The 14,753-nt window shown below is 58.0% G+C and carries 11 protein-coding genes and 1 pseudogene; 6 read left to right on the top strand and 6 right to left on the bottom strand.

Annotated features, from left to right (window positions below):
• Positions 1 to 439: 439 nt before the first annotated feature.
• Both DR88_RS04930 and galF read right to left on the bottom strand, forming a co-directional pair.
• Positions 440 to 1,069, bottom strand: coding sequence for a phosphatase PAP2 family protein (locus DR88_RS04930; RefSeq protein WP_004144170.1), 630 nt, complete (start codon positions 1,067 to 1,069; stop codon positions 440 to 442).
• Between the two features lie 315 nt (positions 1,070 to 1,384).
• Positions 1,385 to 2,358, bottom strand: a pseudogene (gene galF, locus DR88_RS04935) (GalU regulator GalF).
• 759 nt (positions 2,359 to 3,117) lie between these two features.
• On the opposite strand from galF, the gene DR88_RS04940 reads away from it, so the two are divergent.
• Positions 3,118 to 4,701: a TerC family protein gene (locus tag DR88_RS04940; protein WP_004151147.1), complete on the top strand. Its 1,584-nt coding sequence runs from the start codon at positions 3,118 to 3,120 to the stop codon at positions 4,699 to 4,701.
• Between the two features lie 437 nt (positions 4,702 to 5,138).
• On the opposite strand, the gene asmA is transcribed toward DR88_RS04940, so the two are convergent.
• The 4 genes from asmA to alkA form a co-directional block, all read right to left on the bottom strand.
• On the bottom strand, positions 5,139 to 6,986 hold the full coding sequence (gene asmA, locus DR88_RS04945; protein ID WP_004149045.1) for an outer membrane assembly protein AsmA: 1,848 nt from the start codon (positions 6,984 to 6,986) through the stop codon (positions 5,139 to 5,141).
• A gap of 30 nt (positions 6,987 to 7,016) precedes the next feature.
• Entirely contained in the window at positions 7,017 to 7,598 is a 582-nt protein-coding gene (gene dcd, locus DR88_RS04950) for a dCTP deaminase (RefSeq protein WP_004151145.1), read from the bottom strand.
• Between the two features lie 90 nt (positions 7,599 to 7,688).
• Positions 7,689 to 8,330: a uridine kinase gene (gene udk, locus DR88_RS04955; protein ID WP_002912442.1), complete on the bottom strand. Its 642-nt coding sequence runs from the start codon at positions 8,328 to 8,330 to the stop codon at positions 7,689 to 7,691.
• 114 nt (positions 8,331 to 8,444) lie between these two features.
• Positions 8,445 to 9,293: a DNA-3-methyladenine glycosylase 2 gene (gene alkA, locus DR88_RS04960; RefSeq protein WP_032443981.1), complete on the bottom strand. Its 849-nt coding sequence runs from the start codon at positions 9,291 to 9,293 to the stop codon at positions 8,445 to 8,447.
• Between the two features lie 137 nt (positions 9,294 to 9,430).
• On the opposite strand from alkA, the gene yegD reads away from it, so the two are divergent.
• The 5 genes from yegD (at position 9,431) to DR88_RS04985 (ending at position 14,750) form a co-directional block, all read left to right on the top strand.
• Complete coding sequence (gene yegD / locus DR88_RS04965) at positions 9,431 to 10,783, top strand: molecular chaperone (RefSeq protein ID WP_004175217.1); 1,353 nt, start codon at positions 9,431 to 9,433, stop codon at positions 10,781 to 10,783.
• Positions 10,784 to 11,072: 289 nt separating this feature from the next.
• Complete coding sequence (locus DR88_RS04970; RefSeq protein WP_032444048.1) at positions 11,073 to 12,929, top strand: sensor histidine kinase; 1,857 nt, start codon at positions 11,073 to 11,075, stop codon at positions 12,927 to 12,929.
• Positions 12,930 to 12,943: 14 nt separating this feature from the next.
• Positions 12,944 to 13,645 carry a response regulator transcription factor gene (locus DR88_RS04975; protein WP_032443980.1) on the top strand — a complete coding sequence of 234 codons (702 nt, stop codon included), beginning with the start codon at positions 12,944 to 12,946 and terminating at the stop codon, positions 13,643 to 13,645.
• 237 nt (positions 13,646 to 13,882) lie between these two features.
• Positions 13,883 to 14,023 (top strand): small membrane protein, encoded by a 141-nt coding sequence (locus DR88_RS31650; protein WP_004180546.1) that lies wholly within the window; start codon positions 13,883 to 13,885, stop codon positions 14,021 to 14,023.
• A gap of 115 nt (positions 14,024 to 14,138) precedes the next feature.
• The gene (locus DR88_RS04985) at positions 14,139 to 14,750 is read left to right on the top strand and encodes a helix-turn-helix transcriptional regulator (RefSeq protein ID WP_025862273.1); all 612 of its coding nucleotides are present in this window, start codon (positions 14,139 to 14,141) and stop codon (positions 14,748 to 14,750) included.
• Positions 14,751 to 14,753 lie beyond the last annotated feature (3 nt).

The following is a 14,753-nucleotide window of genomic DNA, read 5'->3' as shown; positions in this document are numbered from 1 at the left end:
TATCTGCCAATTAATGCCGCCTGTCGTTCTACTGACAAAAAATAAGCGGGTCACCAATTAAGATTATTCGCTGACTTCCAGGGTTAGAGATCTTCCCGGAACTGCTACATCATCACACATGCAGCTAACTGTCTGTAAAAAAAGATCTTTTCCCATAGCTCATCATCATGCAAAAATCAGATGATGGCGTTATAGTCAACTACAATTTCTAATAGTTTCCTGTGTCTGGATATTCATTGAATGTGCATCAGGTAACGTCTCAGCGCATTTAAGAAACGTCTGATCAAGGCTATATCCAGGAAAATATGCAATAACAATGTAGTAGCACTTCATTATTTCATAAATATGAATTATCAATTACCGAGTATATAGTAGATTATTTTCTTATTTGTCTAATTAACCGGCGAAAACTTAATTTCTCCTGTAAAACAAATGGAGATTACCATGCCTGCTTGTGAAGGTCTTCTCTGGTAAAAGGTTTATCCAGCGGCCCAATTACGGTGGCGATTTGCCCCAACAGGGATTGAGTCGGTGCTTTACTGCCGGAATGTAACAGGACAAGCGGAACCATTATCAGACACGCAACCCCACCCCAAGGGATAGTCTTATACACCGAATCAGAAGTACTTTTTTGCAGTATCAGGAACAAAGCGCTGCCAGCAGCGCCCAGCAGCAGGCCGGCAATCACTTCCGAGACGGAATGCGCATGGATGACCAGCCGCGAATAGCCCACTACGGTGGCCAAAACATAGCCGGTAATAACGGCCGCTTTACGCAGACCGACGGAGAAACGGGCGCTGAGCAGCCACAGGAAGATAGGCCAGAAGGCCGCGGAAAGCGCTGAGTGGCCGCTGAAGCCGGTGTAATCCAGCTCGCGAATACCCAGACCCCAGCCCATAAAGGCCAGTTTGGAGGCGCAGACGATAGCGCCGGTGATGCCGAACAGCAAACTCCACTGCCACGCCAGCAACCGCGACGTTTTACGCAGCATCAGGACAATAAACAGCGCCGCTGCGCTTGGCAGCAAAACGGTGCTATCGCCAAAAAATGAGATGAGTTGCCAGTTCATATACCTGTGATCCTTCGATGATGTCCACTGCCGTGCTCAGGGATTATCCGTAATGTCTGTACCAGCTCGCATGCCAATTCATTTCACATTTTCATGCATGCAAGTGAGATGTTTAAAGCGGAAACATGATCGCAGTCAAGTTTTATTTTTGGCTGTCGTTGACCGCTTTCCCTGCGCTTTAGGAATTGTCGCACTAAGTGACTATTCATAAAGCATTATTGCCGCTACTCCGACCATTGCACCACAGAGGCCAGAGACAAACTACCAGAAGTCTCCGAAGCCATACGTTTCTTTACAATCGTTATAACATTCGCGTTATGAATAATTTCTGCATAACGTTTTGCGCGGCAGGACGAATGCTTCAGCCTTGCCGCTCGGTTTCAGGCTGGCGCTCAGGCCAGCAGTTTTTTAATACTTTCGCGGAATTTGGCGCCTTCTTTCAGGTTACGCATCCCGTAGGTGACGAAGGCCTGCATGTAGCCCATTTTCTTCCCGCAGTCGTAGCTTTCGCCGGTCATCAGCATCGCGTCGACGGACTGCTTCTTCGCCAGTTCGGCAATGGCGTCGGTCAGTTGGATACGGCCCCATGCGCCCGGCTCGGTACGTTCCAGTTCGGCCCATATATCCGCCGACAGCACGTAGCGCCCCACCGCCATCAGATCGGAGTCCAGGGTCTGCGGTTCGTCCGGTTTTTCAATAAACTCAACGATACGCGCCACCTGGCCTTCAGCCACCATCGGCTCTTTGGTCTGGATGACGGAGTATTCGGAAAGATCGCCCGGCATGCGTTTCGCCAGCACCTGGCTGCGGCCGGTCTCGTTAAAGCGGGCGATCATAGCGGCGAGGTTATAGCGCAGCGGGTCAGCGGTGCCGCCGTCAAGGATGATATCCGGCAGGACCACCACAAACGGGTTGTCGCCGACTACCGGCCGGGCGCAGAGGATGGAGTGGCCCAGGCCCAGCGGCTGCGCCTGACGCACGTTCATGATGGTCACGCCCGGCGGGCAAATGGCCTGCACTTCCGCCAGCAGCTGGCGCTTCACGCGCTGTTCCAGCAGGGCTTCCAGCTCGTAGGAGGTGTCGAAGTGGTTTTCCACCGCGTTCTTCGAGGAGTGCGTCACCAGAACAATCTCTTTGATCCCGGCGGCGACGATTTCGTCAACGATGTACTGAATCATTGGCTTATCAACGATCGGCAGCATCTCCTTTGGAATTGCCTTTGTGGCCGGCAGCATATGCATGCCTAGTCCTGCGACCGGAATAACCGCTTTCAAATTCTCCATATTCATCTTCACCTGTTTGGTTGCAAAACACGCGGTTTTGCAAAATTGTACATGTCACAAATCCATTGGAACTGATAATACACGGATACTGCCCGGGCATCTGCCCGCCAAATTCTTAAATTCACTGTCACGTAAAAGAATACACACAACTCCCTTTTACCAACAGTCAGAAGTGAGAATAATCTTATTTTCGTTCAGGTTATTCAGCGGCTCGTTCCTTTGCGCCGCGCGATGTGGCTGAGAGGCCCGTCTAGCGGGGTCTGTTGGCCGCCGGCCCCGCCGCGCCGCGCGTATGCCTGGAAAGAATAGATATAGATAATAAATTTCGCCAGGCAATATATTTCAGCATAAACAGCCGGATATGACGACATATTAGCCTGAATCCGCGGCGGTGAACTGCGATCCGCCCTATTCTGCACTCACTTCATAATATGAATTCTGCCGGTTTTGTGAGCGGGCTTCGCGCTTCGCTTCTGCTCTGCGCATCCGCGCTCACCGTGACGAACCGCGGGAGGAAGCCCTTTTGCCGCCCTCGCTGAAACGCAGCGGAAAAAGTTCTGATATCGGCAAGCTTATTCCATGGTGGCCGCCATGGTGTTATTTTTTCACTGTTCTTTTCCGGAACATAATTCTTATCGGTTCGCTTAATCCACTGGAAATATATCCATCCACGGCAGGGCGATATCCGCGTCGTTATTGCATTTTAGACTCATCTTATCCATGATCGTGGTAACACATACCGCAGTCGTACAGGTTTTAATACATATGGAATGGATTGCCGATCCGTCAATCTGGGCAGGTCTCGTCACGCTGGTGGTTATCGAACTGGTGTTGGGTATCGATAACCTGGTCTTTATCGCTATCCTCGCCGAGAAACTCCCTCCCGCCCAGCGCGACCGCGCGCGGATCACTGGCCTGATGCTGGCGATGGTCATGCGTCTCCTGCTGCTGGCCTCTATCTCCTGGCTGGTCACCCTGACCAAACCGCTGATTGTTTTTCACGACTTCAGCTTTAGCGCCCGCGATTTGATTATGCTGTTTGGCGGCCTGTTTCTGCTGTTTAAAGCGACCGTCGAGCTTAATGAGCGGCTGGAGGGGAAAGACAGCGATAACCCCACCCAGCGCAAAGGGGCGAAATTCTGGGCCGTCGTGGCGCAGATCGTGGTGCTCGACGCCATCTTCTCGCTTGACTCGGTGATCACCGCCGTCGGCATGGTTGATCACCTGGCGGTGATGATGGCCGCGGTGGTTATCGCCATCAGCCTGATGCTGATGGCCAGCAAGGCGCTGACGCGCTTCGTTAACAGCCACCCGACCATCGTGATCCTCTGTCTGAGCTTCCTGCTGATGATCGGCTTCAGCCTGATTGCTGAAGGCTTCAGCTTTATCATTCCGAAAGGCTATTTATATGCGGCCATTGGCTTCTCGGTCATGATTGAAGCGCTTAATCAGCTGGCGCAGTTTAACCGCCGTCGCTTCCTCTCCGCCAATATGACGCTGCGTCAGCGCACTACCGAAGCGGTGATGAATCTGCTGAGCGGGCAGAAAGAAAAAGCTGAACTGGATGCTGACACGGCGTCGCTGGTCGCCGATCAGGATCAACATCCTCTGTTTAATCCGCAGGAACGACTGATGATTGAGCGGGTGCTGAACCTTAATCAGCGCAGCGTCAGCAGTATTATGACGTCGCGCCATGATATCGAGCGCATCAACCTCAGCGCGCCGGAGGAAGAGATCCGCAGCCTGGTGGAGAAAAATCAGCATACCCGGCTGGTGGTGACCGGCGGGAAAGATAATGAAGATCTGCTGGGGGTGGTGCATGTTATTGACCTGCTCCAGCAGTCCCTGCGCCAGGAGCCGCTGGATCTGCAGGCGCTGGTGCGTCAACCGCTGGTCTTCCCGGAGGGCCTGCCGCTCCTCTCGGCGCTCGAGCAGTTCCGCCAGGCCCGCACCCATTTTGCCTTTGTGGTCGATGAGTTTGGCTCCGTCGAGGGGATTGTGACCCTCAGCGACGTGATGGAGACCATCGCCGGCAATCTGCCCAATGAGGTGGAGGAGATCGATGCCCGGCACGATATTCAGCATCATCAGGACGGTTCGTGGACGGTCAATGGTCATATGCCGCTGGAGGACCTGGTGCAGTACGTTCCGCTGCCGCTGGATGATAAACGTGAGTATCACACCGTTGCCGGTCTGTTGATGGAGTATTTGCAGCATGTGCCGCAGGTAGGGGAGACCATTGAGATTGACGGTTATACGCTGCGCACGCTGCAGGTCGACAGCCATCGGGTGCAGAAGGTGCAGATCGTCCCGCCGGTAAAGCAGGATGAGCTGGATTATGAGGTGTAATCGTCAGGCATAAAACGGCCCGGGGTATCCCGGGCCGTAAAATTGATAGCCAGATATCCTGTTTAATGCCTGATGGCGCTTCGCTTATCAGGCCTACGGGATGGCGAACTAATCGGGGTATGACACCCACCGTATAATCCAGACCGGGTCAGGCGTAGCCGCCACACTGCCTGATGGCGCTGCGCTTATCAGGCCTACGGGATGGCGAACTAATCGGGGTATGAGGCCCACCGTATAATCCAGACCGGGCCAGGCGTAGCTGCCACACTGCCTGATGGCGCTGCGCTTATCAGGCCTACATTAAGTGGCGACGCAAACGGATGATATTGCGCACATCCCAGGCCGGGTCAGGCGCAGCCGCCACCCAGCATCATCGTGACATCAGACGTTGACGATAAGCACACAGCCCGGAAACTTCCGGGCCGCGGGGGTGGGAATTACAGCTTATCGAGCAGCTTTTTGGCATCGTTGCCGTCTTTGCTGCCTTTATTACGCTCAACCCAGTCGTTGAGGCGCTGCTTCGCTTCATCCTGCAGCTGTTTGCGCAGGATCTGGTCGACCTGCAGACTGTAGCTCAGCGACTGCCACTCGCCGTAGATGCGCAGCGGGATAGCGGTCTGTTTCAGGCGGTCGATAAGCTTGCCCTCCCCTTTCCAGCCGCCGAGCACGCGCACGTTGAAGCGCATATCGCAGTTCTCTTTCTGCAGATCGAGCTGTCCTTCGCCGGTCATCGCCATCACGTCGGACTGCCCCTGCAGGCGGTTCAGCGTTACCAGCCCGTTATCCAGCGTCAGCCGGCTGCTCACGGAATCCAGGCGGGTGGCATTGTCGTAATTTTCCTGCGCCCGCACGTTGGTGCTGCGCTCCACGGCCTGCTGCACCAGCTGCTGGAAGTTCAGCCCTTCGGTGCGGGTATCGGCCATCTGGAGCTGAGCCTGTCCCTGCCAGTGGCGACGGAAATCATCAGCGTCAATGCGCGTTCCGGAAAATTCGCCGCTCAGCGACAGCTTGCCGGTCAGGTTTAAGGAATAGTTAAAGGCTTTGATCAGCGAACCGATCTCAACATTCCGCAGCGCCGGCTGGAACGTCGCCAGCGGCGTGTCGCCGCTGGCATCCAGGGTGCCAGGGAGAGAGAGCTGCCCGCCGTCAAGATTGCCCTGCATTTTGCTGACCGTCAGCAGCCCCTGCTGGTTGCTGATTTCGCTCTGCACCTGGGTGAAGTTCAGACCGCGCCACTGCAGCTGGTCGGCGCTCAGGGCCATTCGGCCGTTGAAGCCGCGCAGGCTCTGGTAATCTTCGCGCTCATCGCTGTCGGCGATCACCGGGCGCAGCGGTCGCGTCTGACTCTGGCCCTGCTGACTGGCGCTACTGTCCGTCGCCGGCGACCTTTGCGCCAGCAGACTATCGAGATCGAGAGTGGTGGCGTGCAGATCCAGCGACCAGTCCGGGCGATCCCCCAGCACCACGCTGCCGCTGCCGGTAACGGTGCTGCGGTTAGCCATCAGATTCAGGTTGTCAAAACGCAGGGTCTTGTCATCTTCCTGCCAGCTGGCCTGCAGACTCCCCTGACCATTAATGCCGTCCGGTGGGAGCTCGGCGCCGCGCAGCTGCCAGCTAAGCTGGGTAAAGTCGGCTTTTAAGGAGTGCGGATAATCGCCGCCCTGCACGGTGGCGGAGAAGTTCAGCGCCAGGTCGCGCTGGTCGCGGTTCACCCGGCCGGAGAAATCCACGGTGGCCCGGTGATTCTCATCCTGCTCCATCTGCAGACGGATATCGCGCACGGTCACCTGCTCGCCGTTCTCGTGCTGGAAGAAGAGCACGCTGTCGGCCACCTGCAGCTGACGCACATCGTAGGACCATCCGCGATCCCCCGGGGCCAGCGGCAGGGTGTTGTCATGCGGCACCACCGGCGCTGAGCTGTCGCGAACCGCCTCGGTTTTCGGGGTCAGCTGGATCACCGCGCCCTTGAGCATCACCTGCTTCACCTGCAGCTGATGCGAGAGCAGCGGCAGCAGCGCCACGTCGAGGCGCATATTGTCGGCGCGGATCACCGGCTCTTCGGCGCCTCGGGCGGTCAGCGTCATCCGTCCGCTGAGAATGCTGAGCTGCGGCCAGACGTGCCAGCGCAGCGGGCCATCAAGGTCAAGCTGATAACCGCTGCGCTCTGCCACCTCATGCACCATATAGGCGCGAAAATCGTTGGGATTGACCAGCAATACCAACGAGGTAAGCCCGGCGACAATGACCGCCAGCAGGATCATCAGCGTTGTCAGTATTCGTCTCATGGCACCCTCAGCAACACCCCGTTGACGTTATCAATCCTTGTCGATTCGGCTCGCAACCGCGCCCTGCTGGTCGCGATATTTGGCGTCTTCACGGCGGTTATACGGCCGGGCCGCCGGGCCCGATAACGGTTCAAAGCTCAGCGCGCCGATGGGCATCCCCGGGCGCAGCGCCAGCGGCAGCTTGCCGGAGTTGTAAAACTCAAGCACGATGCAGCCGGACCAGCCTGGATCGATACGGTGCGCGGTAACGTGCACCATCAGCCCCAGGCGCGCCAGCGAGGAGCGTCCGTCCAGCCAGCCTACCAGGTCGGCAGGCAGGGTGACAGACTCGTAGGTCACCGCCAGCGCCAGTTCGCCCGGATGCAGGAAAAAGGCCTCCCCTTCCGGCAGGACGATCTCTTCGCTCATCACGCGGTCCAGCGCGGCGCTGACCTCGGCCTTCGGGCCGCTTAAATCGATAAACGGCGCCGTGTGGCCACGGAAGGTGCGAAATTTATTACCCAGCCGTACATCAACCGTCGCGCCATTAATACGCTCAACGGGCGGACGCGGATTGATGGCGAGTCGCCCTTCATCCAACCAGGCTTCGATATCTCGGTCACACAGACGCATGGGCTTTCTCCTTATAAGGCTGCTTCCCGCACGCTTCGCGGCGGAGAGGGCAACAGGGCTACTCTTTGCAAGTTACACAATTCGGCCAGGTTATTCAAAGAACTGACTGATTTTGGCCTTCAGAATATCAATAGCGATGCGGTTTTTGCCGCCGCGCGGCACGATGATGTCGGCATACTGCTTCGACGGTTCAATAAACTGCAGGAACATCGGGCGCACGGTTTTCTGATACTGGGCCATCACCGAGTCCATGGAGCGGCCGCGCTCGTTAACGTCGCGCTTAATACGGCGCATCAGGCAAATATCGAGAGGGGTGTCGACGAAAATAGAGAAGTTGAGCTCGTTACGCAGACGCGCATCGGTCAGCAGCAGGATCCCTTCAAGGATAATCACCTTCTTCGGCTCGACGTGAATGGTGTTCGGCGTGCGGGTATGCTCGACGTAGCTATAGACCGGCAGTTCAATCGGCTGGCCGCTTTTCAGCATCTGCAAATGCTGGAACAACAGACTGTGGTCCATTGAGCTCGGGTGGTCATAGTTGGTTTTGACGCGCTCTTCCATCGACAGATGGCTTTGATCTTTGTAATAGCTGTCTTCCGGAATGACGCCAATATGTTCGTCGCCAACTTGTTCACGCAATTCGCGATAGAGAGTACTGGCGATAAGACTTTTGCCAGAAGCCGATGCGCCGGCGATGCCTACAATGACGCACTGATGGGACATATCAGTCATAAATTTTTGCGACCTGATTAACCTGGATAGAGATGGAGGGTGGCGGCAGACCGCCAAACGCGGCAATTATAGGGATTTCAGCGTCCCGATACCAGTGGTATGCGCCCCGGGCGGCTATTCCGCCGCCGGCGCCCAGTCATCGGTATACCAGATATGCAACAGCGCGTAGGATCGCATCGGCTGCCAGCGGCGGTCATAGCGGGCGATGGCGGCCGGGGTCATTCCCGGAAAGCGCTGCTTAATCAGGTAATCATCCGGCAAAAAGATATCTTTCGCCTGCCAGCCGCGCAGGGCAAAGTAGTTTGCCGTCCAGCGGCCAATCCCGGGCAGGGTCTGCAGTTGACGCAGCCCGGCGTCAATATCCGCCGGCGCCGTCAGGGGCAGCTCGCCGCTGAGCGCCGCCCGGGCGAGGTGGATCAGCGCCTCCGCGCGGCGAAGCGGCATCCCCAGCGCCTTAAGCGCCTGCGGATCGGCCCGGGACAGGGCCTCTGGCGTCGGGAACAAAACAGAGCCGGGCGCCTCCGCCAGCGGTTCGCCCCAGCCAGCCGCCACTTTGGCGGTGAGCCGGGCGGCCATCGCCACGCTCACCAGCTGGCCCAGCACCGCCCGCACCGCCTGCTCGAAGGCATCCAGCGCCCCCGGCAGGCGCAGCCCCGGCCGCGCCTGGGCCAGAGAGACCAACGCCCTGGCGACCTGCCGCGGGTCGCAGGCTAAATCAAACAGCTGGCCAATTCGCGCATAGCAGATCTCCGCCACCGGTTGCAGCCCCGGGGAGAGGGTCACCCGCAGGCCCTGCGCCTCTTCGTCCGGCGCCAGATGAATCAGCCCGCGGTGGCCTTCCACGCCAAAGCTGCGACTATAGCCTCCTTCATCAAAGCGCTCGACGCCGGCGACGGCACGCGCCTGCAGAAAACCAACCATCCACGCCCAGTCGTAAGGCGGGGTCCAGGGTAACAGCACCATAAGCTCTCCTTTATATAGCGTTTCAATGATAGTCGCCCTTGACCGTCAGCGCCTTGCTTTTAAATTCCAGTTGTCGGCTTGGCGACGATCCGCTAAAGTCGCCCCCCTTCTTCACCGGCATGGGGATTTTGCAGACGATGTTTATTGGTTTTGACTACGGCACCGCCAACTGTTCGGTGGCCGTGATGCGGGAAAACACCCCTCAGCTGTTGACACTGGAAAACGGCAGCGCGCTGCTGCCCTCGATGCTCTGCGCGCCAACGCGCGAAGCGGTCAGCGAGTGGCTCTATCGCCATCATGACGTCCCCACCCACAGCGATGAAAACCAGGCGCTGCTGCGCCGGGCCATTGCCGCCAACCGCGACGAAGACATCGAGGTGCTGCGCAACAGCGTGCAGTTCGGTCTCGCCTCGCTGCATCAGTATGTTGAAGATCCGGAAGAGGTCTACTTCGTTAAATCGCCCAAATCCTTCCTCGGCGCCAGCGGGCTGAAGCCGCAGCAGGTGGCCCTGTTTGAAGACCTGGTCTGCGCCATGATGCTGCACATCAAACTGCAGGCCGAAAGCCAGCTGCCCGAGCAGATCGACCAGGCGGTGATTGGCCGGCCGATTAACTTCCAGGGCCTCGGCGGCGATGAGGCGAACGCCCAGGCTCAGGGGATCCTTGAGCGGGCCGCCCACCGCGCCGGTTTCCGCGATGTGGTCTTTCAGTTTGAACCGGTGGCCGCCGGTCTCGATTTCGAAGCGACCCTCAGTGAAGAAAAGCGGGTGCTGGTCGTCGATATCGGCGGCGGAACCACCGACTGCTCCCTGCTGCTAATGGGCCCGCAGTGGCGGGAGCGCGCCGACCGCCAGCAGAGCCTGCTCGGCCACAGCGGCTGCCGCATCGGCGGTAACGATCTCGACATTGCCCTGGCCTTCAAATGCCTGATGCCCCTCCTCGGCATGGGCGGCGAAACGGAAAAAGGCACCGCGCTGCCGATCCTCCCGTGGTGGAACGCGGTGGCGATCAACGACGTGCCGGCGCAGAGCGATTTCTACAGCACTGCCAACGGCCGCCTGCTGAACGATCTGCTGCGCAGCGCCCGGGATGCCGACAAGGTGGCTCTACTGCTGAAGGTCTGGCGCCAGCGTCTTAGCTATCGTCTGGTGCGCAGCGCCGAAGAGAGCAAAATCGCCCTCTCCAGCGCCGCCAGCGTCGAAACCGCGCTGCCGTTTATTCAGGACGATCTGGCCACCGCCATCGCCCAGCAGGGTCTGGAAGCCGCGCTGGATCAGCCCCTGACCCGCATTATGGAACAGGTGCGGCTCGCGCTCGACAGCAGCCAGACCACCCCGGATGTGATCTATCTTACCGGCGGCAGCGCCCGTTCGCCGCTGATCAAAAAGGCGCTGGCCGCTCAGCTGCCGGGTATTCCGCTGGCCGGCGGCGATGATTTTGGCTCGGTGACCGCCGGGCTGGCCCGCTGGGCGCAGGTGGTTTTCCGCTAGGCCTCGCCCGGCGCTGCCGCGCAGCAGGTCTGTCCTGATCCTGGCGCTGCAGATTACGCTGGAATATTCCTGGTCTCCCACGCAAAATGGCCTGTTCGTCCGGACAGGCCTGTCCACTCTTCCCCATTTCAGGGGGCGTATTATCCATACCGTAGCCAGATGTCTGCGGTCTGTATCGTTGGCTTGCCGCAAGGGGGCGTGATTGAAAAGGGTGTCTGCGATCTTCGCCGCGGTCCGGCGTTGCCGGCCGCAGTTCCTGGCAGGCTGGCTGCTCAGCTGTGGATTATTCTTGCTGCTGGTCGCCCCACAGGCGCAGGCGGCGACGCGCCAGGTGGGGATTGATATTCCGGTCCAGTGGTACGCCGACGACAGCGGCCAGATGACCCTCGATCGTTTTGCCGCCCTGCCCGCAGACCAGCTCGCCACCACCCGGCAGATCCCCTCCTTTGGTTATTCGCGAAAAACCTGGTGGCTGCGCAGCGAACTGCCGGGAACGTGGTTTGCCGGGGAGCCGCGCTGGCTGCAGCTGGGCCCCTCTTTTGTCGACCATCTGACTATTTACTACCGGCCTCTGGGCAGCGATGCCCCCTGGGCACAGCGCACCTTTGGCGACCGCGACGGCGCCCGCGAGAGCGATCTGCATTATCGGGAAAGGGTGCTGATACTGCCCCCGCCGCCAACCGCCGCCGGCTATGAGCTGGTCTTTCGCCTGCAGAGCACCAGCACCCTGATCCTGCTGGCCTCGCTCTCCTCTGCGCAGGCGTTTGTGCAGCGGGCCACCGCTGACACCGCTTTCTGGAGCTTCTACTTCGGCCTGGCCGCTGTCGCCAGCGGTGTGGCGCTTTGGCTGGCGCTGGCCCTGCGCCGGCGTCTGCTATGGGGCATCTGTCTTTTCTCGCTCAATTATCCGCTGGTGGCCGCTCTGCACGGCTTCCCGGAGTGGTTCTTCGGCCACGCCGCGCTGCCGTTCCAGGACTTCATGATCAGCAGCCTCTCCCTGTTCAGCTATGCTACCGCCCTCTGGCTGCACAGCGAGATTTTTGATTTGAAGAAGAATATGCCGCGGCTTCATCAGCTACTGATCGCCGCGGTGGTGCTCAACCTGGTGCTGCAGGTCAGTATTCCGCTCGGGTTTTACGGCTTCGCGATGCAGATTGAAGGGGTAGTATTCATCATTATCACCCCGGTGCTGCTGTTCACCTCCTGGTGGCTGTGGCGCAAAAAAGCTATCGACCGTACCACCCTGCTGCTGGGTCTGCTGCCGCCGTTCTATGTCGTCGCCGCGGTGCTGGTGCAGTTGTCGATCCATGGGATTATCCCGTTCCATATGGCGATCTATTCCCTCTGGCAGTACGCGCTGATCGTCCACATCATTACGGTGCTGATCATTGCCATCCTGCGGGTGCGTGCTGAAAACCGCCAGCTGGAGCAGAAGCAGCGCCTGGCGCGCGAACTGCAGATTGAGCGTGAAGCCAGCTTCCACCAGCGGCAGTTTATGGGCATGGTGGCGCACGTATTCCGCACCCCGTTGGCGGTGATCCAGGCGGCGCTGGAGAATCTTCGCCTCTCGGCGGCCTCGACCAGCCAGGAGGCGCGCTTCGATCGCATCGGCCGCGCCGCCACCCGCCTGGTGCAGCTCACCGATAACTGCCTTGCCGACGCCCGGCTCGCCTCCCACGATCTGCACGTCGAGCGCCAGCAGACCGCCCTGCTGACGGTAATCAACATGGCCGCCTCGGTAGTGGCTATCTCCCATGATCACTACCTGAACATCCGCCAGCACGGCGCGGTGGAAAGCCCGCAGCTGCAGGCCGATGCCGGCCTGCTGTGCATCGCTATCGCTAATCTGCTGGATAACGCCGTCAAGTATTCGCCCCCCGGTGAAATCGCCATCGATATTCATTCCGATGCCGGGCAAACGGAGCTACGCATTCGCGACCACGGCCCGGGACTCCCCGCCGGACAGGCGGAACTGATCTTTGAGCGCTACCGCCGCGGCGAGCACACATCGCCGGTGCCAGGCGGCACCGGTCTCGGACTGTATGTTGCGCGTCAGATAGTGCAAGCTCATGATGGCAAACTGTGGCTGGCCGAGCATGGCCCGGACGGCTGCACCTTTATTCTCACCCTCCCCACGGTTGCTTAAGAGGAGAACGACGTATGGCTTTACGGCTGGCGATAATTGAAGATAACGCCGATCTGCTGGATGAACTGCTGGCCTGGCTGGGCTATCGCGGCTTCGAGGTGTGGGGGACGCGCAGCGCCGAAGCCTTCTGGCGGCAACTGCACAGCCATCCGGTGGATATCGTGCTGGTTGATATCGGCCTGCCCGGCGAGGATGGCTTCAGCGTACTGAACTATCTGCATGAGCTGGGGCACTACGGTCTGGTGGTGGTCAGCGCCCGCGGCCAGCAGCAGGATAAACTACAGGCGCTGAGCCTTGGGGCCGATGCCTATCTGATCAAACCGGTAAACTTCGCCCATCTTGCCGAGACCCTCACCGCCCTCGGCGCGCGCCTGCGCCAGGACCGTCCGGCGGCTCCGCCTGCGGAGGCGATCGGCACGCCGCCGGCCGTCTCCCCCGGCAGCTGGCGTCTGCAAGAGGATAAACTGATTTCACCCGACGCCCGGACGCTGGAATTAACCCAGCAGGAATATCGCCTGGTGGAGCTCCTGATGCGCAATCGCAACGAAGTGTGCAGCAAACTTGATCTCCATGCCTGCCTGTTTTACCATGAAAGCGAGCCTGACCTGCACCGGATCGACGTGGTGGTTAGCCGCCTGCGTCACAAGGCACGCCAGCAGGGGATCCACCTGCCCGTTCGCGCAATCTTTGGTAAGGGACTGGCCTTTATTTCCTGAACGACGGGGCGCGTCGGCGGCCGCGCGGGATATAAAAAACTCGTAAGTGTTAATTTTTCTTATTTTCTGAGAGAAATGAGAGGAATGAGACTGACGATGACCTTAAGAACTTTCTTATAGTACTAGCACATCAGGATGATGGCGTAAGATTTTCACGGGACAGAAAAGTATATAACAAAACGTATTAGCCGTTCGCGGCAAATTCTGACACCATGCAACACAATCAGGGTAAAAACGATGGCCATGCAAACGTGGTTAGTTTTATTGCTATGCATTTTTTTCTTCAGCATCTCTGTATACAGTTTTATTTCCTATCTGAAAGACAGGAGGCGGCAGAAATTGACTTTTAACGATAAGCGTTCGATGCGTCGTAAATAATTCACTTTAAAATAATAAAAAATTATTGTAGGTACTTTTATATCTTCAACACACCGCATACGCCCGGAGGATTTGTCACAGCATGGCGTTATGTTTTGCGTAAGGAAATAACGCCATGAGAAGCATTAATGTCACCATCAACACCCGCAACGCCTTTGTCCGTGAATCGCTGGTGGCCATGGTTAATGACCTCACCCGGGGCGATCTGCGGGCGCGTTTTTCCTGGCGTAACACCGATCTGTCAGCTGAAGATATCATTATCTGCGAAGTGATCCCCGGGGAAATATACCTATGTAATACCCTGATTAAGAACAGAAAAAGAGGAAGCTCGCTGATTATTCTCCATAGCTATGACCAGCTGCCGGAAGATGAGTTCATGATTAATTGCCTGAAAGGGGTCATTTTTGTTTCGCTAAAAACGGCCAGTATTCCGCAATTGCTGACGATCATTAAAAGCGAGCTCCAGCATTGTATGACCCCCACGGCTACCGACGCCGCAGGCCGGGAACTCAGCTGCGCCAGCTGTCCGCATCGCGTGTTATCGCGATCGCAGACCGCCGTAGCGCACGGTATTCTCGAAGGGCTGGATATGAGTAAAATCGCCGCGCTGCAGCGTGTGAGTCCCCGCACCGCCGCCTATCATAAGAATAAGATCATGGAAAAATACAGCCTGAATAATAATCATGAATTTTTCCAGTTTATGAATCTTTTACGTGAGCGCTGGTAGGCA

The organism is Klebsiella pneumoniae, from assembly GCF_000742135.1.
GTDB lineage: Bacteria > Pseudomonadota > Gammaproteobacteria > Enterobacterales > Enterobacteriaceae > Klebsiella > Klebsiella pneumoniae.
The sequence above is the reverse complement of the archived record's forward strand: the minus strand, read 5'-3'. Positions and strand labels throughout refer to the sequence as shown.

Coding starts and splice junctions, on each gene's coding strand:
- DR88_RS04930 (WP_004144170.1), bottom strand. CDS start 1,069: ATGAACTGGCAACTCATCTCATTTTTTGGCGATAGCACCGTTTTGCTG.
- DR88_RS04940 (WP_004151147.1), top strand. CDS start 3,118: ATGGAATGGATTGCCGATCCGTCAATCTGGGCAGGTCTCGTCACGCTG.
- asmA (WP_004149045.1), bottom strand. CDS start 6,986: ATGAGACGAATACTGACAACGCTGATGATCCTGCTGGCGGTCATTGTC.
- dcd (WP_004151145.1), bottom strand. CDS start 7,598: ATGCGTCTGTGTGACCGAGATATCGAAGCCTGGTTGGATGAAGGGCGA.
- udk (WP_002912442.1), bottom strand. CDS start 8,330: ATGACTGATATGTCCCATCAGTGCGTCATTGTAGGCATCGCCGGCGCA.
- alkA (WP_032443981.1), bottom strand. CDS start 9,293: ATGGTGCTGTTACCCTGGACCCCGCCTTACGACTGGGCGTGGATGGTT.
- yegD (WP_004175217.1), top strand. CDS start 9,431: ATGTTTATTGGTTTTGACTACGGCACCGCCAACTGTTCGGTGGCCGTG.
- DR88_RS04975 (WP_032443980.1), top strand. CDS start 12,944: ATGGCTTTACGGCTGGCGATAATTGAAGATAACGCCGATCTGCTGGAT.
- DR88_RS31650 (WP_004180546.1), top strand. CDS start 13,883: ATGGCCATGCAAACGTGGTTAGTTTTATTGCTATGCATTTTTTTCTTC.
- DR88_RS04985 (WP_025862273.1), top strand. CDS start 14,139: ATGAGAAGCATTAATGTCACCATCAACACCCGCAACGCCTTTGTCCGT.